At 69.6% G+C, this 18,627-nt stretch carries 16 protein-coding genes; 1 reads left to right on the plus strand and 15 read right to left on the minus strand.

All coding sequences use genetic code 11. From position 1 onward, the window contains the following. Positions 1–7 precede the first annotated feature (7 nt). The 4 genes from AWC24_RS07090 to AWC24_RS07105 all read right to left on the minus strand — a co-directional run bounded on the left by AWC24_RS07090 (position 8) and on the right by AWC24_RS07105 (position 4,769). Positions 8–1,210 carry a dihydrolipoamide acetyltransferase family protein gene (locus tag AWC24_RS07090; protein ID WP_085083369.1) on the minus strand — a complete coding sequence of 401 codons (1,203 nt, stop codon included), beginning with the start codon at positions 1,208–1,210 and terminating at the stop codon, positions 8–10. Continuing rightward, on the minus strand, positions 1,207–2,256 hold the full coding sequence (locus tag AWC24_RS07095; protein WP_085083371.1) for an alpha-ketoacid dehydrogenase subunit beta: 1,050 nt from the start codon (positions 2,254–2,256) through the stop codon (positions 1,207–1,209). The genes AWC24_RS07090 and AWC24_RS07095 overlap by 4 nt, the downstream gene beginning before the upstream one ends. After that, positions 2,256–3,350 carry a pyruvate dehydrogenase (acetyl-transferring) E1 component subunit alpha gene (pdhA, locus tag AWC24_RS07100; protein WP_085083373.1) on the minus strand — a complete coding sequence of 365 codons (1,095 nt, stop codon included), beginning with the start codon at positions 3,348–3,350 and terminating at the stop codon, positions 2,256–2,258. The genes AWC24_RS07095 and pdhA overlap by 1 nt, the downstream gene beginning before the upstream one ends. 96 nt (positions 3,351–3,446) lie before the next feature. Then, positions 3,447–4,769: an aminotransferase class I/II-fold pyridoxal phosphate-dependent enzyme gene (locus AWC24_RS07105; RefSeq protein ID WP_085083375.1), complete on the minus strand. Its 1,323-nt coding sequence runs from the start codon at positions 4,767–4,769 to the stop codon at positions 3,447–3,449. A gap of 42 nt (positions 4,770–4,811) precedes the next feature. Here AWC24_RS07105 and AWC24_RS07110 point away from each other — a divergent pair, with 42 nt between their 5' ends. Further along, complete coding sequence (locus AWC24_RS07110) at positions 4,812–5,492, plus strand: pyridoxamine 5'-phosphate oxidase family protein (protein WP_085083432.1); 681 nt, start codon at positions 4,812–4,814, stop codon at positions 5,490–5,492. Here AWC24_RS07110 and AWC24_RS07115 read toward each other — a convergent pair. From AWC24_RS07115 to AWC24_RS07165, 11 genes are all read right to left on the minus strand, one after another. Continuing rightward, a complete protein-coding gene (locus AWC24_RS07115) occupies positions 5,489–8,071 on the minus strand; it encodes a multicopper oxidase domain-containing protein (RefSeq protein ID WP_165757715.1) in 2,583 nt (860 codons plus the stop codon). The two genes, AWC24_RS07110 and AWC24_RS07115, sit on opposite strands and share 4 nt — an antisense overlap. 86 nt (positions 8,072–8,157) lie before the next feature. Continuing rightward, on the minus strand, positions 8,158–9,417 hold the full coding sequence (locus tag AWC24_RS07120; protein WP_085083377.1) for a sulfotransferase family protein: 1,260 nt from the start codon (positions 9,415–9,417) through the stop codon (positions 8,158–8,160). Beyond that, positions 9,414–10,478, minus strand: coding sequence for a DUF1214 domain-containing protein (locus AWC24_RS07125; RefSeq protein WP_085083379.1), 1,065 nt, complete (start codon positions 10,476–10,478; stop codon positions 9,414–9,416). Before AWC24_RS07125 ends, AWC24_RS07120 begins: the two co-directional genes overlap by 4 nt. Further along, positions 10,471–11,088 carry a TetR/AcrR family transcriptional regulator gene (locus tag AWC24_RS07130; protein ID WP_174813618.1) on the minus strand — a complete coding sequence of 206 codons (618 nt, stop codon included), beginning with the start codon at positions 11,086–11,088 and terminating at the stop codon, positions 10,471–10,473. Before AWC24_RS07130 ends, AWC24_RS07125 begins: the two co-directional genes overlap by 8 nt. Before the next feature lie 78 nt (positions 11,089–11,166). After that, the gene (locus AWC24_RS07135) at positions 11,167–11,988 is read right to left on the minus strand and encodes a class I SAM-dependent methyltransferase (RefSeq protein ID WP_085083383.1); all 822 of its coding nucleotides are present in this window, start codon (positions 11,986–11,988) and stop codon (positions 11,167–11,169) included. A 64-nt stretch (positions 11,989–12,052) separates the two neighbouring features. After that, the gene (locus AWC24_RS07140; RefSeq protein WP_085083385.1) at positions 12,053–12,982 is read right to left on the minus strand and encodes a ketopantoate reductase family protein; all 930 of its coding nucleotides are present in this window, start codon (positions 12,980–12,982) and stop codon (positions 12,053–12,055) included. 4 nt (positions 12,983–12,986) lie between these two features. Continuing rightward, positions 12,987–14,162: an enolase C-terminal domain-like protein gene (locus AWC24_RS07145; RefSeq protein WP_085083387.1), complete on the minus strand. Its 1,176-nt coding sequence runs from the start codon at positions 14,160–14,162 to the stop codon at positions 12,987–12,989. 25 nt (positions 14,163–14,187) lie between these two features. Beyond that, positions 14,188–14,994 (minus strand): HpcH/HpaI aldolase/citrate lyase family protein, encoded by an 807-nt coding sequence (locus AWC24_RS07150; RefSeq protein ID WP_085083389.1) that lies wholly within the window; start codon positions 14,992–14,994, stop codon positions 14,188–14,190. Further along, a complete protein-coding gene (locus tag AWC24_RS07155; protein WP_085083391.1) occupies positions 14,991–15,485 on the minus strand; it encodes a MaoC family dehydratase in 495 nt (164 codons plus the stop codon). Before AWC24_RS07155 ends, AWC24_RS07150 begins: the two co-directional genes overlap by 4 nt. After that, complete coding sequence (locus tag AWC24_RS07160; RefSeq protein ID WP_085083393.1) at positions 15,485–16,648, minus strand: acyl-CoA dehydrogenase family protein; 1,164 nt, start codon at positions 16,646–16,648, stop codon at positions 15,485–15,487. Before AWC24_RS07160 ends, AWC24_RS07155 begins: the two co-directional genes overlap by 1 nt. Further along, a complete protein-coding gene (locus tag AWC24_RS07165; protein ID WP_085083395.1) occupies positions 16,645–18,624 on the minus strand; it encodes an acetyl/propionyl/methylcrotonyl-CoA carboxylase subunit alpha in 1,980 nt (659 codons plus the stop codon). The genes AWC24_RS07160 and AWC24_RS07165 overlap by 4 nt, the downstream gene beginning before the upstream one ends. Positions 18,625–18,627: the final 3 nt, after the last annotated feature.

An 18,627-nucleotide genomic window follows, 5' to 3' on the forward strand; every position in this document is an offset into this window, starting at 1 on the left:
CCGCGGGCTACAGGTCCAGCAGCGCGGTATCGGGATGTTCGATCAGACCGCGTAGCGCACACAGGAATTCGGCGACCTGTGCACCGTCGGCGACACGGTGGTCAAACGCGCAGGTCAGCGTCATCTGCGGGCGGATGACGACGGCGTCGTCGATGGCGACCGGCCGCGGTTTCAGCGAACCCATGCCCAGGATCGCCGCCTCGGGGTAGTTGATCACCGGCACACCGTCGTCGATGCCGAGGGCGCCGAAGTTGGAGACGGTGAACGTCGACCCCTGCAACTCGGCCGGTTGGAGACTGCCGGCGCGGGCGCCGACGATGAGCCGCGTCACGCAGTCGGCGAGGTCCCGGGTGGTCTTGCGGTGCGCGTCGAACACCACCGGGACCAGCAGTCCACGCGGGGCGGCCACCCCGAAGCCTAGGTGGATGGCACGGTGGGTGCGGACCCGGGGGCCCTCCGGCGCGTCGACCCAGGTCGCGTTGAGCACCGGATGACGGGTCAAGGCGAGGATCACCAGCCGCAGCGTCAGTGTGAACGGCGTGATCGATGTGCCGCCGACGTGGTCGGCAAGGCGGTCGCGCAGCTGCAGCAGATTGGTGCAATCCACCTGTACGGCGGCATGGGCATCCGGGATCTTACTGCGGGACATGGTCATTCGCTCTGCCATCGCAGCCTGCACCCGACTCACCGGACGCAGCTCATCGGCCGACCGGTCGGCGGCCGCCGCGGCCAGCACGCCGTCGGTGGTGATCACGCCGCGCGGGCCCGGTGGCACGCCGCCCAGGTCGACGCCCAACTCGGCGGCGAGCTTGCGGGCGCCCGGCTTGGCTTTGGGTCGGGGGCTGCTCGCGCAGGCTCGGCGGCTGGCGTCGACGGTGTCGTCGGCGCCGTAGCCGACCAACACCGCTGCGCGCACCGGCGGCGTCGCGTCGAAGGGCTGGGGCGCGGACTCAGCCGCCGGACCGGTATCGATCCGCACCAGCGGCGCCCCGACCGCGAGCACATCGCCCTCGGCGCCACCGAGTTCGACGATCCGGCCGGCGTACGGGCTGGGAATCTCCACTTCGGCTTTGGCCGTCTCCACCGAGCACAGCGTCTGGTTGAGTTCCACCTCGTCACCGACGGCCACGTCCCAACTGGTCACCGTGACCTCTTCGAGTCCCTCACCCAGGTCTGGAACCGCGAACGTCGTGATCTGTTCTGTACTCACGGCGCCTCCAGCACACGCTGGACGCAATCCAGCAGGCGGTCGGGTCCCGGAAGCCACAGCCGCTCCAGCCGGGCCGGCGGGTACGGGGTGTCGAATCCGGTGGCGCGCAACACCGGTGCCTCCAGTTCGTAGAACAGTTCCTCCTGAATGCGGGCCGCCAGTTCGGCGCCGTAGCCGAGGTTGCGCGGGCCCTCGTGCAGCACCACGCACCGCCCGGTGCGGCGCACCGATGCCGCGACGGTGTCGAAGTCGAGCGGAACCAGGGACCGCAGGTCGACCACTTCCAGGCTCCACCCGTGTTGCCGTGCACCGATTTCAGCCGCCGACAGCGCGGTGGCCACCCCGCCGCCGTAGGTCAGCACCGTGACGTCGGTACCGGCGCGGCGCACCGCAGCGCAACCGATGCCCGGTTGCGGGTGGGCGGTGTCGACGGCGCCGCGCGCCCAGTACCGCCGCTTCGGCTCCAGGAAGATCACCGGGTCGGGCGCGGAGATGGCATGCCGCAGCAGCCAGTAGGCGTCCGACGGGTCGGCGGGTACCACCACCTTGAGCCCCGCGGTGTGGGACCAGTAGGTTTCGGTGGACTCCGAGTGGTGTTCGGCCGCACCGATTCCGCCGAATGACGGGATTCGGACGGTCACTGGCATCGGGATCTCGCCGCGGGTCCGGGTCCGGTACTTCGCCAGGTGACTGACCATCTGGTCCAGTGCCGGGTAGCTGAATCCGTCGAACTGGATCTCCGGGACGGGCACGAAGCCGCGCACCGCCAGCCCGACGGCGATGCCGATCACCGCCGACTCGGCCAGCGGGGTATCGAAACAGCGTTGCTCGCCGAAGGTTTCGGCCAGGCCCTCGGTCACCCGGAACACCCCGCCCTGCACCCCGACATCGGTGCCGAACACCAACACCTTGCGCTCGGCGTGCATCGCGTCACGCAACGCCCGGTTGAGTGCGGCCACCATGGTCAGCTGTTCGGTACCCGCGTTCGGCCCGGTGCTCGGCACGGTGGCCGGCGAGCGGGTGGGCGGTTCAAGGATCTGGGTCATCAGCGCTCCCTGGCCAGCTCGGCACGCAGCGCCCGGCGCTGCTGCTGCAACTCCGGGGTTAGCTCGGCGAACACCGTGGTGAACACCTCGTCGACGTCGACATCGGCCGCGCCGACCGTCGCGTCCCGCAACTCGGTGCGCAGCCGCTGGGACCGGGCCGCGACCCGGTCCTCGAGGCGCTGCGTCCATGCGCCGGTGTTGCGCAAATAGCTGCGGTAACGCGGGATCGGGTCGAGCGCCGCCCAGCGCTCGAGTTCGGCGCTGCTGCGGTAACGCGTCGGATCGTCGGAGGTGGTGTGCGGGCCGAGCCGGTAGGTGACGGCCTCGACCAGGGTGGGGCCGCCGCCGGTGCGGGCCCGCTCGACCGCTTCGGCCATCACCGCATAACAGGCCAGCGGATCGTTGCCGTCCACCCTGATTCCGGGCATTCCGTAGCCGATCGCCTTGTGCGCCAGTGACGGAGCGGCGGTCTGCCGGCGCAGCGGCACCGAGATCGCCCACTGGTTGTTCTGCACATAGAACACGCAAGGGGCGGCGAACACCGCGGCGAAGTTCAGCGCCTCATGCACATCGCCCTCGCTGGTGGCCCCGTCGCCGACGAACGCGACGGTGGCCGAGTCCTCGCCGAGGCGTTGTGCGCCCATCGCCGCGCCCACCGCGTGCAACGCCTGGGTGCCGATCGGAACCGAGATCGGCGCACAGCATTTCGCAGTGAAGTCCAGTCCGCCGTTCCATGTTCCGCGCCAAGCGGCCGCCAGGTTCCACGCCGGGATGCCCCGGGCGACGAACACCCCCAGCTCGCGGTACTGCGGGAACAGCCAGTCGGTCTTGCGCAGGCATGCCGCGGCGCCGATCTGGGCCGCCTCCTGGCCGCGACAGGAGGCGTACAGCGCCAGTTCCCCTTGGCGCTGCAGGTTGACCAGCTCGGTGTCGAGCTCGCGGGTGAGCACCATCAGTTCGTAGAGCCAGCACAGCGTTTCGCCGGGCAGGTCACGGCTGTAGCGGTTCTCGGCGGTCGGTGCGCCGTCCGGGCCGATCAGCTGCACAGGTTCGAGGGCGACCTGGGGACCGGGAATGCCTGGCAGCTGGCCCATGCGAGCCTCCTTGTGACGCTGCTCTCATTATGCCAGTGAACCCGCGGTTGCCCGTTGACCGTGACCGGTGGCGTCGACGTGTCTGCGGGCCGGTCGTCACACGCTCACGGTTCCGGTGCCGCCCAGCGAATCCGCTATGGCATCGGCCAGCGGTCCGATCTCGGCGGCGGCCAGATCCGAGATGGTGAGGCGGATTCCCGGCGGACTACCGATCCGGAACCGGCTGCCCGGGGCGGCGGCCCAGCCCGCGGCGAACAATCGCGTGATCGCCGCCGACTCGTCCGGTACCGGAATCCAGACGTTGAGCCCCGAACGACCGCGGCAGGCCAGGCCGCGGTCGGCCAGCGCCGCGCACAGCCGGGTGCGTCGGTCGGTGTAGACGGCTTCGGCGTCGGCCACCAGCCGTGTCGCTTTCCGGTCCCGCCACATGCCGACGACGACGTCCTGCAACAGGTGGCTGACCCAGCCCGGCCCCAGCCGCTGCCGGCCGTGTACCCGTTCGATGGTGCGACGGTCCCCGGCCAGCAGTGCCAGCCGCAGGTCCGGGCCGTAGGCCTTGGCCACAGACCGCACGAACGCCCAGTCCCGCACCACACCGGCCAGCGGGTGCAGCGCCACCCCCGCCACCCCGGCGCAGTGGTCGTCTTCGATGAGCAGCACGTCATTGCCGGTTTCGGCCAGCACGGCACGCAGCGCAGCGGCACGCTGCGCCGACATCGCGCCGCCGCTCGGGTTCTGGGCGCGGCTGGTCACCACCACCGCTCGTACTCCGCGGCGCAGCGCCCGGGCCAGGTCCGCGACCAATGGCCCGTCGTCGTCGCCGCCGACCGGTTCCACCACCAGCCCCAGCGCGCCGAGCAGGTCGAGCAGGTTGGCCCACCCGGGGTCTTCGACGGCCACCCGGTCCCCGGGACGCAGGTGAGCCGCCAGTACCCGCTCGATCGCATCCAGTGCGCCCGATGTCACCGCCAGGTGCTCGGCCGCCACGCCGTCGGCTTCCAGGGCGGCCCGGGCGTGGTCGGCCAACTCCGGCGAGACGGGTGGCTGCCCGTACAGCACCGGGGTCACCGGCGGCGACAGCCGAGCGCCGGCGATCGGCAGCAGCGCCGGGTTCGGGTTGCCGGTGGAGAGATCACGGACACCGGCCGGGACCGTCAGGCCGCGTAGCGAGCGCGGTGTGGTCGCCGGCCGATCCCGTATCCGGGTTCCCCGCCGCCCGGCGGTTTCGACGGCTCCGCGGTCGCGCAGCAACCGGTAGGCGGCGGCGACGGTGTTCGGGTTGACGGCGAGCCGACCGGCCAGTTCGCGGATGGGCGGTAGCGCGCTCCCCGGCGCCAGCAGACCGTCGGAGATGCCGGCTTCGATGCTGGCGGCTATCGACTCAGCACCCGCACCGGTAACAGAGTATTGTACCGTCACATAATTGATTATGTACTAGTTCAATACTGAAAGGCAATGGTGATGGCTCGGACTTATGCGCGCACGGACCGCACCACGCCCACCAGGTACCGGGAACGGGCACGCTATGACCACGAGACCGTCCACCGCATCCTCGATGAGGCGCTGATCTGTCATCTCGGTTATCTCGACGAGGGATCCCCGGTGGTGCTGCCCACCACCCACGCCCGCCACCGCGAGGTGCTCTACCTGCACGGTTCCACCGGCAGCGGCCCGATGCTGGCCGCGGCGAAAGACCCGGCGGGGCTGCCGGTCTGCGTCACCGTCAGCCTGATCGACGGCCTGGTGCTGGCCCGCTCGGCGCTGCACCACTCGCTGGCCTATCGCTCGGTGATCATCCGTGGCGCGGCGCGACCGGTGGTTGACCGCGGCGAGAAGCGCGTCGCGCTGGCGGCCCTGGTCGACCATGTGGTGTCCGGCCGCGCCGCCGACAGCAGGCCCCCCAACGACCGCGAGCTGGCCATGACCGCCGTGCTGGCACTGGACCTGGTGGAGGTCTCCGCCAAGGTGCGCAGCGGCGGTCCGGTCGACGATCCCGAAGACCTCGCCCTGCCGTACTGGGCCGGTGTGGTGCCGTTGTCGGTGACCGCCGGATCGCCCCAACCGGCCGGCGACCTCGACCCGGCCGTCTCGCTGCCGCCCTACTTGAGGCCCTACCGTCGAACCGCGCCTACCGGCATTTAGCCGACGACCTCGAAGGTGCCGTGGGCGCCGTTTTCGGCGTGCCGCATGTCGTGGTCCATGAACGGGTAGTGGCCCGGCTCGGGGAAGGTGAGCTCGACGAAACCGCCCTGGGCGGTCGCCAGGTCCAGGACCTGGGAGCCGCCGGCCGGGGCCGAGGGGTCGCCGGGCCGCAGCAGCCAGGCGCCCTCCTTGTAGACGGTGTCGAACTGTGTGCCGACGATGTGGAAGGCGATCGTGTCGCCGGGTCCGGCGTTGACCACCCAGACCCGCACCCGTTCGCCGGAGCGCGCCGGCAGCGGGGCGTGCATGTACTGGGCCGCGGTGCCGTTGAACATCCAGCCGTCGGGTTGTCCGGCGCGGATCGCCGTGGTCTTGGCGTCGGCGTCGGGCGCTCCGGCATAGAGTTGCGCGCCGACCAGGGCGTACTCCCGGTCCACCGCCGACAGTCCGGGCGGGTCGATGATCACCGCGCCGTACATGCCGTTGGCGATGTGCAGCGTCATCGGCGGGGTGCTGCAGTGATACAGCCAGGCGCCGGCCCGTCGCGCGGTGAACCGGTAGACCAGCCGCTCCCCCGGCTCCAGCGTGCGCATCGGTTGGTCCGGTGCGAGCGCCCCGGCATGAAAGTCGATGCCGTGGCCCATGGTGGAGTCGTTGATCAACGTGATCTCGAAGGTGTCCCCGACCCGGCCGTGCAATGTGGGGGCCGGCTCGCTACCGCCGAAGGTCCAGCGGATCTCGCGGCGGCCGGGTGCGACCTCGAGTTCGGCGTCCACGGCGCGCAGTTCCACCCGGTGCACGCCCGGTGTTGCCGGCGCCAACACCGCGTCGTACGGCCGCCATCCCGGCGACGGGTCGACGGCCAGGTTCAGCGTTTCCGGTGTGGGAGCTCGCCCGCCGTGGTCACCGCCGGCGTGCTCGTGGCGTGGCACACCGCCGAGGGCACGGATCGTCATCGTCATCCCGGCAGCCCGGTGGCCGGGCACGTCGCACCAGACGTCGCGGTCCTGCCGGACCACCCCGAGATCGAGCACCGCCGTCTGGCCGCGGCTCAGCCGCGGCGTGTGCTCGCCGGTGTCGACGTGCAGGTCGTGCGGCAGTCCGTCGATGTTGGTGACCCGCAGCACCAGCCGGGTTCCGGCCGGCACCTCGAGCACGTCCGGGGAGAACCGCATGTTGTTCAGCGTCACGTCGACGGTGTGCGCCTCGCCGGCGACGTCGGCCACTTCCGAGGCGGCCGGCGCCAGTGTCAGCGCCGCGGCGACCGCGGCCGCGGCGGCCAGCGCGACCGCCCCGGTCACCGCAGCGGGGTGCGGTTTGATCGTCTCCACGTCGATCGGTCCACGCAGCGCCACCGGCAACGCCAGTCGCAGCGCCAGCAGCACGAAGCTGGCCACCGCGACGGCGGCCAACACCCAGCCGATAACGGGCAACGGCCCGCGCCACGGTCCGGCCACCAGCGGCACGGCAACGTTGATCGCAGCCACCCGCACCTGCCAGCCCTGATCCAGGTAAGCGATGACCGCCTTACGAATCGGCGGTCCGTGGGCCACCAGGATCGGCAGCAGTTGACTGAGGGCGCCGAGCAGGATCTGAGCGACGAAACCGACCGCCAGTAGCGGCAGCAGGGTGTGTTCGACGAATGCGGGCAGCACATCGACGGAGCGGCCCGCGATCAGTGCTACCACCTCGATTACGACGGCCACCCCCAGCCAGCCGGTCGCACCGACCAGCATCCAGGCCGCCGGGCCGGTGAAACTCCGTCCCGGCCACAGTCCGACGATCGCCAGACCGGCTCCGATCGCATAGCCCGCCAGACCCGCCGCAGCCAGCCACCAACTGTCGGCGATCAGGCCCGCGGTGGCGATCGCCAAGCCGGCCGTCAGGGTCGGCAGCGCACGACGGGCCATCGCGAAGCTGCGCGGGGTGATCTTCTCCCGGATCGTGGTGGGCCACAGGGTGAACAGCGTGCCCACCACGGTCAGTCCGATCCAGCCGTAGAGCATCACGTGCACGTGGGTCGTCCACAACCGCGCATACCACCGCGCAACGCCGAAGGCCATGGTGGCGCCGGCCGCCGATCCGATCAGCAGGGCGACGACGGCGGCCAGATAGAAACCGACGAGATAGTCGAAGCGCGCCGAGAGCGCCGACTTCTTCATCGCGATCAACTCCGCGCCGTGCGCGACGCCGACCGCGGCCACGACGGCGCCGCCGAGGCCGGTCAGTGCCTCGGCGTTCCAGGTGACTCCCGCCAGGGTGGCGATCACGCCCGCGTTGAGCACGGCGAGTTTGGCCACCAGGTGCCAGTGCGGCGGATCGGGAACCCGGCACAGCGTCGTGGTGAAGTGCCCCGACCAGATCACGATGGCGTTGGTGGCGGCGCCGAGCAGCAGCGCGTGCACGGGCAGCCAGATCGGGTGCGAGATGGCGTTGTGTCCGATCAGCAGCGCGACCGAGACGGCCAGCCAGGCCAGGACCACGATGTTGGCGCCCAGGAACACCGGCCCGCGCGGCCCGCCCCGGCGGCGGCGCTTCGCGGACGGCGCCGGGGACGGCGGCGACCCCAACTGAATCATGATCGCCAGGCTACGGTGACGGCGCTACCAGGAGAAAGTGCCCTTAGACATCGATAGACATCGATCGCCAACGGGTTGGCCTCCGATCAGTCGGCAACGAACCGCTTCCGGTAGTCCTCCAGGCGTGCAGCGACGTCGTCGGCGTTCAGCCCCAAGTCGGCGGGCTGGTAGTCCACCGTGCCGTAGCGGCCGCGAGGGTGGTCGACGCAGAACTGCGTCATCGCTTTCCGCGCGCGGTCATCGAGCGGTTGGTCGGCCAGTTCGTAGATGGCGGCGACGGTGCCGTCCTCGTCGGCCATGAAGTCCTCGAAGCGCACGTCGATGGACTGCGCCGCCGGCAGCACGTCGCGGTCGGCCAGGCACCCGCTGAGGAGGTCGTCGGCTCGGTCGAACCAGTACGACGAGATCTTGACCGGGTCGGGACGGTCGCATCCCATTCGCGCACCGTAGCTGATCATGGTCGCCATCGACTTCGTCACCTCGACCGGATCCCGGTGGGTGACAACGAAGGTGGCGTCCGGGAAGGTGGCGTACAGCGCCGGGAACTGTTCCAGATGCTGCGGTGATTTGAGCACCCAGCGCTGTGGGCCCCGCAGCCATTGCAGCGCTTGCAGGCTGCGTTTGAGGTAGGCGTATGAGGCGGTCTGGTCGTGTGCCTTGTAGTGCTGCGCGAAGCTCGGCAGAAAGTAGCTGCATTCGAAGAGCATCCCGGAGATGTCGTTGCCCAGCAGTTGGATCTCCTCGTGCGCGTGGTCGACGGTCATGTCGTGCATGCGCTTGAACTCGGGCATCGAGGTGTTGATCAGATCCAGGCCGACGGCGCAGCGATCGCGCCTGGCCTGCGGATCGGGTTCGCCGGGTACGGCTACCGGCTCCAGGCTCTCCCAGTAGGGCAGGTACCGCAGCGCCGGGTCGGCGGCGATCAGGTTGTGCAGATGGGTGGTCCCGGTGCGGGGCAGCCCGCAGATGATGATCGGGCGATCGATCGCGACGTCTTCGATTTCGGGGTGCGCCGCGATCAGGTCTTCCAGCCGTAGCCGGTTGACCAGGTGACCGGCCAGTTGCTCGAACGCCATCATCCGCCCGACGCCCGACAGGTCGGCTTCGTTCACCAGCGACTCGCAAAGCACCTCGAGGCGCTCCCGGAATGCGTTGTCCCCCCAGTTGTCCAGGCCGGTTCGCTCGGTTGCGGTCTGGAGCAACGCCTGCGGGGTCAGTTGCAGCGTGGCACCGTAGCCGGCCATGCCCTCGCGCATCGGCGCAGCGGCGTCGGGGAAGACCGGCCGGGCGAGGTCATCGAGGCGGATCGGCGCCGGGCGCGCCCTACCCGGCTGCGGGCCGCTCATGAGCTCAGCTCCGCGACGTCGACGACTCGGCAGCTCAGCGGGTCCGGGGTTGCCTCCGGTAGGAACCAGCGGAACCAGATCAGGCCCTTCGATCGGCCGGCGGTCGACACCCAGTTCGGATGCCCGGGATCGGTGTCGCTGATCACGATCTGCCACGATCCGTCCGGGGCGTAGCCGACCTGGGCGCCGTTGATGGTGACCCGTTCACGGGTGTGGTCGTAGGTGTGCAGGAACGGATTCCACAGGCACATGTTCCAGAACACGCACTCCGGGGAGGTTCCTTCGACGACCAGGGCCTGACCGGTCTGCAGTTCGTAGGCCCCCATGGCGTAGGCGGCGTCGCCGGCGGCCCAGCCGACGGTGCGGCTCGGGACCGGGTACGGGTCCTGCAACTCGTTGGCCGGCAGCCGCACCGGCGCCATGGCAGCCTGTTCGCGGATCCAGGTCCGCGCCGCACGCATCCGCCGGCTCAGGTCGGCGCGGCTGTCGGGGCGCCGCGGCGTGTCGTCGAGCGCCTCGATCTTCCACTGCGCTCGCCGGTCGGCGTCCGGCTCGGTGAAGTAGTCGCGGGTCAGGATGAAGACCGCGTCGGGTTCGAGCTTGAGCCAATTGCCCTGTTGCTCAGTGGCGCTGATGACGAATTCGAAGTCACCGTCGATGTCGCATCCCAGGTCGCGATCGTTGATCGTGTCGATGATGCGGTCGCTGTAGCGGCCGTCGTCCGGGCCGCCGTAGACCGTCATCGACAGGTAGACCGCGTCGCCGCGGTTGCCGGTGACCCGGTAGCTGCGACCGGGGTCGATCGGCGCCAGCTGGTAACAGGCGTCGGAGTTGTCACCGCCCCACTTCAGGTACGGGCCGATCGCGTCGACCAGGATCGGCTTGTCGGCGTCTCCCCAGATGTAGGCGTCGGCGGCGACCCGCAGCAGGCTCAACGCCCACCGGTAGCCGTCGAGGATGTCGGCCTCCGGCAGCGGCGGATCGGCACCCAGCAGGCGCTGTTCGATCGCGCGAACCTCCTCGATCAGGTCCCCGAATGCCTGAGACAGCTCGTCACTCATCCCGGTTCTCCTTCTTTCTCATTCCCTGCAGCAGCAGGGTGCACAGCCGGTCGGCGGCGGCGTCGACGGTGTCGGTGGCCAAGACCTGGGCGATGTAGAAGCTGGTGCCCACCAATGCGTCATAGGCGATCTCGATATCGATGTCGGCATCCAGCACACCCTGGTCGATGCCGGCACGGACCAGCCCCGCGAACGCGGTGCGGGTGGTCTCGTCGAGCAGCTGCTGGGTGCGGATGAACAGGTCCGGATCCCGGTGCCGGTCGGCCAGGATGCCCAGCGCCGCGGCGGCCACCTCCGGTGAGCGCCAGAACTCGAACACGCCGGCAACGAATTGGCGCAGGTCTGCTTCGAAGTCGCCCGATCTGGTCAGCACGTCACCGACCTCGGCGGCATCGAAGACCGCGTCGAACACCAGGTGCGTCTTCGATGGCCAGCGCCGGTAGACGGTGGGGCGGCTGACGTCTGCCTCGCGGGCGATCGCCTCGATGGACACCTGGTCGTAGCCGTCGCGGGCCAGCAACCGGCGGGCGGCCTCGGTGATGGCCTGCTCGGTGCGCGGATTACGCGGGCGTCCGCGGCCGGTCGGGGCGGATGCTGAATCGGCCGTCACCGGCCGTCCAATCGACTCACGCACCAAAGATTTACATTACGTAACGTAAATAGTCAATGGTGCCCTAGGCGGCACCGCTCAGAAGGCGTAGCGGTGGTACTGCGACATGTTCGCCACCGCCGGAACCAGCGACATCACTTTGCCCAGCGCCCGATAGCGGCGGGGAAGCTGCCCGTAGGTGTCCGACTCGAACCAGCGGACCCATTGCAGCAGCCGGGCGCCCGGCACCGCTGCCAGGATCTCGCGGGGGTCGTTGATCCCCCACTGCAGCTGCGCCCCGGAGCGGCGTACCACGGCGTTGGCCCACTGAGTCTTGATGCCCAACCGGTTGAAGGCGTCGAACTGCAACTCCCCGCTCGGAGCGTGCCCGACCACTCGGCGCAGCAACGCCACGCCCTCGGATTCGTTGAGATACATGGTCAGCCCTTCACCGAGCATCAATGTCGGCCGGCCCGTGGGAATTTCGGCCAGCCACGCCGGGTCGGTGACCGATGCCGCCACCACGTGGTTTTGTTCGCGCGCGGGAAGTAGCCGCCGGCGCAGCTCGGCGACGTCGGGATAGTCGATGTCATACCAGTCGACCCCGTCGCCGGGCTGCAGCCGCAGATAGCGGGCGTCGAGCCCACACCCCACATGCAGCACCACCGCGTCGGGGTTGACCGCCAGGAACTGGCCTGCCCAGGCATCGAAGTGCGCCGAGCGGGTGGTCACCGACGGTGACCGGGCCGCGGTGATCGTGGTCCTGGCCCAGTCGTAGTCGATGCGTGCGACCACCTCCTTGGCGTAGCGATCACCCAGGATCGGTTCGGGCAAGTCGGCGTCCAGCGCTTTGGCGTACAGCGTCGCGAGCATGGTCTGCGGAGCTCCGCTGAGATCCACCCTCGCCTTGTCGGAGGTCATGAACCTCGAGGCTAACGGCGCTGCCGGCCGGACGGAGCGAACTGAACGCCGAGCGGTGTGGTGTTCAGCCCCCGGTCGTTACCCACTGCCGTTCAACGGCTTTGACCAGCGCCGTCAGGGTCGCATTGACCGGAGCCTGCTCCCCCACCCGCGCGGCGGTGCGAACCACGGCGCCGTTGATCACATCGATCTCGCTGACCCGGCGGGCCAGGTGGTCCAGCAGTGCCGACGGTTTGGCGTCCGGCAGCTGCGCCCCGAAGGCCCGCACGTGGGCAACCGGGTCGGTCACGGCGATGCCTATCCCGGCGGCGCCGGCCACCGTCCAGGCCTCGGTGGCCGCGGCGCGGCTGACCGGCCCCATGTCTGCGTCGTCCATGACCTGCCCCACCGTCATGCCGGTCAATGCGCACGGCGCGCTGTAGGCGACGTTGCAGATCAGCTTCTCCCACTGCATCGCGGCGATGTCGGCGACCGCGGCGGCGTCGAAGCCGGCATCGGCCCACACCTGCGCGATCTGCTCGACCGCCCAAAATGGCAGTGCCGCATAGGCTCCGAACCGGACTGCTCGCATCGCGTTGTGGTGCACATGGCCGGGCGCGGGACGTGACGCGCCGAAACCGCTGGCGATGCCGACCGCCACCCGCTCGGCACCCACGATGCCGGCGACGGTGTCGGCCGAGCCCAGTCCGTTCTGGATGGTCAGCACCGGTGTGTCCTCGGCGAGCAGCGGGAGTGCTTGGGCCGCCCCGGCGGCGACGTCGGCGGCTTTGACGGCGAGTACCACCAGGTCCATCGGCTCGGCCGGCGCGTCGGTGGCCGCCCGCATCGCCACCACCTGATCGGGTTGCGGCCCGCTGATGCGCAGACCGCCCCGGTTGATCGCTTCGACGTGCCCGGGTGAGCGGTCCAGGGCCAGTACGTCGTTGCCGGCCGCTGCCAGTCTGGCGGCATAGATCGATCCCATGGCGCCGCATCCGATCACCGCGATCTTCATCCGCTCACCCTCCCATGAGGGCGATCGCGGCGACCAGGCCGGGCTTCTCCTCCAGCCCGAATCCCGGGGCGTCGGTGGGCGCGATGGTGCCACCGGCCAGCACGCAACCGGGCGAATAGCCGCCGAAGGGTGCGAACACCCCGGGATAGGACTCGCAGCCGCCCAAGCCCAGCCCCACCGCGATGTGCAGGTTGATCAGATGGCCGCCGTGCGGGAAAGCGTGACTTCGGTCGAAGCCACCCGCCTCGAGCACGCCGAGCATGCGGGCGTACTCGGTCAACCCGTAGCTGAGACCCGCGTCCATCTGGAAGATGTCGCGGCCCGCGCGCATGCCGCCGTAGCGCACCAGGTTGGTCAGATCGCGCGCCGAGAACAGGTTCTCGCCGGTGGCGACCGCCCCCGGGTAACCGGCGATCACCTCGGCGTTCAACGCGAAGTCCAGCGGATCGCCGGGCTCCTCGTACCAGCGCAGGTCATAGCCGCTCAGCGCCTGCGCCCAGTCGACGGCCGCCGCCGTGTCGAACCGGCCGTTCGCATCCACTGCCACCCGTGCGCCGCTGCCCACCACGTCGATGACCGCCTCGATGCGGTCCAGATCATCACGCATCGACGCCCCGCCGATCTTCATCTTGACCGCGTCATAGCCCAGGTCGAGATAGCCGCGCATCTCGGCCCGGAGCCGGTCCAAGCCGTCTGCCGGGTAGTAGTACCCGCCTGCGGCGTATACCGGAACCGCTGCAGCTGCTTCGTTCCAACCCAAGTCCCGACCGAAGTGTCGGGCGATGGTGCGGTAGGCGGGTTCGTCGGCGAGTTTGGCGTTGAGATCCCAGCACGCCAGTTCCAGGGCCGCCGCCGCACCGGCCCGGTCGCCGTGGCCGCCGGGCTTCTCGTCGGCCAGCGCCTGATACAGCACCCGGGCGGGGTCGATGTGGCCGGCATCGTCGAGCAGCGACTCCGAGTCGGCGCGCAGCACCCGCGGGATCATCCGATCAGCCAGGATGCCGCCTTGGGCAAACCGGCCGATCGAGTTGAAGGCGATGCCGGTCACCGGCTTTCCGTTGCGCATCCGGTCGGTGACGACGGCGACCAGTGACACGGTATGCCGGGAGAAGTCCACCAGTGCGTTGGCGACCTCGCCGCGCAGCGGTACCGATCTCTCGATGATCCGGGTGATGCGCACGCGCCGTCACTCCTGTCGGTAGGCGTTATTCCGCTCGCCGCAGGATAGCCTCCGCGTGCCGCAGCACCGGCGAGTCCACCATCTGGCCCTCGAAGGCGAACACGCCGCGCTCGTACTGTGCCGCAGCGAGCACCCTTCGCGCCCAGTCGATCTTGTCCTCGCCCGGGCGGTAGGCGTCGCGTACCACCGCAACCTGGGTCGGGTGGATGCACACGGTGGCGGCGAACCCGACCGCGGCGCCGTCGAGCGCCTCGGCCCGCAACCCGTCGAGGTCACCGATATTGAGGTAGACGGCGTCGAGCGCGGCGCGCCCGAACGCCGATGCCGCCAGCAGCACCGTCGACCGCGCGTGCCGGGCGAAGTCCCGATAGCTGCCGTCGGCGCGGCGGCTGGAGCCTCCACCCATCGCAGCGACCAGATCCTCAGCGCCCCACATCATCGCCGCACAGGCCTGCGCGGCCGCGATCTCGGTGGAGAACACGACGCCGCGCGGGGTTTCGAGCAGCGCGACCACCTGCCGGGGTGCCAGCGCATCGACCTGGGCGGCCGACTCGGTCTTGGCCAGCATCACCGTCGTGTAGGCGGTGTCGGCCAGCACCGCCAGGTCGTGCCCCTGGTCCTCCGTACCGGACGGATTGATCCGCACCACGGTCCGCTCCGGGTCGAGCGGGTTGTCCCGCAACGCTTCCCGGGCGGCGGGACGGTCGGCCGCGGACACCCCGTCCTCCAGGTCGAGGATGACCACGTCGGCCACCGCGGCGGCCTTTCCGTAGCGCTCCGGACGATCCGCCGGGCAGAACAGCCAGGCCGGTCCGGTCGAGTGCGGGTTCATGCCGACTCTCCCGTCGGCCGCTTGCGCACCAACGTGGTCCGCACCGCGCGGGCCACCACGTCGCCGTGCTGGTTGCGCCCGACATGCTCGAGCGTCACGATGCCCTCCCCGGGACGGCTCTTGGACTCGCGCTTGTCGGTGCAGACCGTCTCGGCGTAGAGGGTGTCGCCGTGAAACACCGGCTTGGGAAACGACACTTCCGAGAAACCGAGGTTGGCCACGATGGTGCCCAGCGTCAGTTGCGCCACCGACAGGCCGACGATCGTGGAGAGGGTGAACATGGAGTTCACCAGGCGCTCGCCACGGAAGCCGGGTTGCCCGGCGGCCCAGGCCGCATCCAGGTGCAGCGACTGGGTGTTCATCGTCAGCGTGGTGAACAGCACGTTGTCGGCTTCGGTGACGGTGCGTCCGGGGCGATGGGCATAGGTGGTGCCGATCTCGTACTCCTCGAACCACAGCCCGCGCTGCTCGACCGTCTTGCCGGCGCCCATCAGCCCAGCCCCAGCGATCGCGCGATCAGCATCAACTGCACCTCGGTGGTGCCTTCGCCGATCTCCAGGATCTTGCTGTCGCGGTAGTGGCGGGCCACCGGATATTCGTTGATGAAGCCGTAGCCGCCGTGGATCTGGGTGGCGTCGCGGGCGTTGTCCATCGCCGCCTCCGAGGAGATCATCTTGGCGATCGCCGCCTCTTTCTTGAACGGCTTGCCCGCCAGCATCTTCGCCGCGGCGTCATAGTAGGCGGTGCGGGCGACGTGGGCGCGGGCCTCCATCCGCGCGATCTTGAAGCTGATCGCCTGGTAGGAGCCGATCGGCTGGCCGAATGCCTCGCGCTCACCGGCGTACTTGACGCTCTCGTCGACACAACCCTGCGCGACCCCGGTGGCCACCGCGGCGATCGCGATGCGGCCCTCATCGAGGATCGACAGGAAGTTCGCGTAGCCGCGGCCCTGTTCGCCGAGCAGATTGGCTTGCGGGACACGGGCGTCGGCGAAGGTGAGCGGATGGGTGTCCGAGGCGTTCCAGCCGACCTTGTTGTAGGCCGGTTCGACGGTGAAACCCGGTGTGCCGGACGGGACGATGATCGTGGAGATCTCCTTGCGGCCGTCGGGCCCGGTCCCGGTGACGGCGGTGACGGTCACCAGCGAGGTGATGTCGGTGCCGGAGTTGGTGATGAACTGCTTGGTGCCGTTGATGACCCACTCGTCGCCGTCCAGCCGGGCGGTGGTGCGGGTGCCGCCGGCATCCGAACCGGCGCCGGGCTCGGTGAGGCCGAAGCCGGCAAGCGCACGGCCGGCCACCAGGTCGGGCAGCCAGGTATGCTTCTGTTCCTCGGTGCCGAATCGGTAGATCGGCATCGCCCCCAGGCCCACCCCGGCTTCCAATGTCATCGCGACGGACTGGTCGACCTTGCCGAGCTCCTCCAGCGCGAGCGTCAGCGCGAAGAAGTCGCCGCCCATACCGCCGTACTCCTCGGGGAACGGCAGCCCGAACAACCCCATCTCGCCCATCTTGGCGATCACTTCGTAGGGGAAGCTGTGCTCTTCGTCGTGTTTGGCGGACACCGGGGCGACGACGGTGCGCGCGAACTCGGCGACCGTGTGCTGCAGATCCTGGTACTCCTTAGGCAGCTCGCCTGCCGTGATCGTCGTCATTGCTGCTCGTCCTCACTTGATTCGGGGATCAGCCGGGCCAATACCTGGTCCACCGTCACCTGATCGCCCACCGATACCAATACCTCCACCCGGCCGCTGATCGGCGCGGTCAAGGTGTGCTCCATCTTCATCGCCTCGACCACCACAACCGGATCGCCCTCGGCGACCGGCGTTTCGGACGCGACGTTCACCGCGATCACGCTGCCCGGCATCGGGCTGACGATCTCGGCGCTGCGCGGACCACCGCCGCGGTTCACCCGAACCAGCTCGGCTTCACGCAGGTGCCAGGTGCCGCGCTCATCGGAGATCCACAGCTGCCCATCGTGCTCGGCGAACGTGTAACAGCGTCGCCGGCCCGCCAGTGTCACCGTCAGCCGGTCGCCCTCGACTTCGGCGCTGCCGCTGTGGATCTCGCCGTCACCGACCTGTACTCGCGCAGCCGTCGCAAGCCCCCACACCGACACCGTCTCCGATCGCAGCGGTGTGCGCATCTCGGTGCGCACCGGTGCCGGCGCGCCGATGCGCCATCCGCTCGGGCTGCCCCACAACGATTTCCGACCGGACAGCGCCCACTGGCGATACAGCCCGCCGGCGGCCAGCACGTCGTCAGGTGCGGGCACCGGCGCGAAGTCGGCCGACCTGGTGTCGAGCAGTTCGGTGTCGAGATCCCCGGCCACCACCCGATCATCGGCGAGCAGGAACCGCAGGAACTCGACGTTGGTCTGCACCCCCAGCACCGCGGTGTCGGCCAGCGCCGCGTCCAACCGTGCCAGCGCCTGCGCCCGGTCGGCACCATGGGCGATCACCTTGGACAGCATCGGGTCGTAGTCGCTGCCCACCACGGTGCCGTCCTGCAGCGACGAGTCCACTCGCACTCCCAGACCGCTGGGTTCGTGCACCGCCAGCACCCGGCCGCCGGTGGGCAGGAAGCCCCGCCCAGGGTCTTCGGCGTACACCCGGGCCTCGATCGCGTGGCCGTCCAACGTGATCTCGTCTTGCGCGAACGGCAGTTTCTCGCCCGCCGCCACCCGCAGCTGCCACTCGACGAGGTCGAGGCCGGTGACCGCTTCGGTGACCGGGTGCTCGACCTGCAGTCGGGTGTTCATCTCCATGAAGAAGAACTCGTCCGGGCGGTCCGCGGAGACGATGAACTCCACCGTGCCCGCGCCGACGTAGTCGACGCTGCGAGCGGTGTTGCACGCCGCCGTCCCGATCCGGTCCCGGGTCGCGGCGTCCAGCAGCGGTGACGGCGCCTCCTCGATCACCTTCTGATGGCGTCGCTGCAGGCTGCATTCCCGTTCGCCGAGGTGTACGACGTTGCCCTGGGTGTCGGCGAGCACCTGAACCTCGATGTGGCGGGGCCGCAACACGAATCGCTCCAGGAACAGCGTGTCATCGCCGAATGCGGAAGCCGCCTCACGCCGGGCGGTGGCCAGCGAAGCCCGCAATCGCGCGGGGTCGTCGACCAGGTGCATGCCTTTGCCACCGCCGCCCGCCGACGGTTTGATCAACACCGGATAGCCGATCTCGGTGGCCGCCGCGGTCAGCTCGTCGTCGGTCAGGCGCGGCTTGGCGATCCCGGGGACCACCGGTACATCGAAGGCGGTGACGGCGTTCTTCGCGGAGATCTTGTCGCCCATAACCTCGATGGCGCGAGCCGGCGGTCCGATAAAGACCACCCCGGCCGCCTCGCAGGCGGCCGCGAATCCGGCGTTCTCGGAGAGGAACCCGTAGCCGGGGTGAATCGCCTCCGCACCGGTCTCGGCGGCGGCCTCGAGCACCTTCGAGATCGACAGGTAGCTGTCGGCCACCGGCGCGGGGCCGAGCCGCACCGCGGTGTCGGCTTCGCGCACATGCCGCGCTCCGGCGTCGGCGTCGCTGTAGACCGCCACCGAACGGATCCCCATCCGGCGCAGGGTGCGGATCACCCGCACCGCGATCTCACCGCGATTGGCTACCAAAACGGTTTCAAACATTGC

This window comes from Mycolicibacter senuensis (assembly GCF_002101885.1).
Taxonomy (GTDB): domain Bacteria; phylum Actinomycetota; class Actinomycetes; order Mycobacteriales; family Mycobacteriaceae; genus Mycobacterium; species Mycobacterium senuense.

What these genes read in the sequence shown, in the direction of transcription:
- AWC24_RS07110 (WP_085083432.1), top strand. Translation starts at nt 4,812, where the DNA reads ATGGCTCGGACTTATGCGCGCACGGACCGCACCACGCCCACCAGGTAC.
- pdhA (WP_085083373.1), bottom strand. Translation starts at nt 3,350, where the DNA reads ATGGGCCAGCTGCCAGGCATTCCCGGTCCCCAGGTCGCCCTCGAACCT.
- AWC24_RS07135 (WP_085083383.1), bottom strand. Translation starts at nt 11,988, where the DNA reads ATGACCTCCGACAAGGCGAGGGTGGATCTCAGCGGAGCTCCGCAGACC.
- AWC24_RS07120 (WP_085083377.1), bottom strand. Translation starts at nt 9,417, where the DNA reads ATGAGCGGCCCGCAGCCGGGTAGGGCGCGCCCGGCGCCGATCCGCCTC.
- AWC24_RS07115 (WP_165757715.1), bottom strand. Translation starts at nt 8,071, where the DNA reads ATGATTCAGTTGGGGTCGCCGCCGTCCCCGGCGCCGTCCGCGAAGCGC.
- AWC24_RS07140 (WP_085083385.1), bottom strand. Translation starts at nt 12,982, where the DNA reads ATGAAGATCGCGGTGATCGGATGCGGCGCCATGGGATCGATCTATGCC.
- AWC24_RS07125 (WP_085083379.1), bottom strand. Translation starts at nt 10,478, where the DNA reads ATGAGTGACGAGCTGTCTCAGGCATTCGGGGACCTGATCGAGGAGGTT.
- AWC24_RS07165 (WP_085083395.1), bottom strand. Translation starts at nt 18,624, where the DNA reads ATGTTTGAAACCGTTTTGGTAGCCAATCGCGGTGAGATCGCGGTGCGG.
- AWC24_RS07160 (WP_085083393.1), bottom strand. Translation starts at nt 16,648, where the DNA reads ATGACGACGATCACGGCAGGCGAGCTGCCTAAGGAGTACCAGGATCTG.
- AWC24_RS07155 (WP_085083391.1), bottom strand. Translation starts at nt 15,485, where the DNA reads ATGGGCGCCGGCAAGACGGTCGAGCAGCGCGGGCTGTGGTTCGAGGAG.
- AWC24_RS07150 (WP_085083389.1), bottom strand. Translation starts at nt 14,994, where the DNA reads ATGAACCCGCACTCGACCGGACCGGCCTGGCTGTTCTGCCCGGCGGAT.
- AWC24_RS07095 (WP_085083371.1), bottom strand. Translation starts at nt 2,256, where the DNA reads ATGACCCAGATCCTTGAACCGCCCACCCGCTCGCCGGCCACCGTGCCG.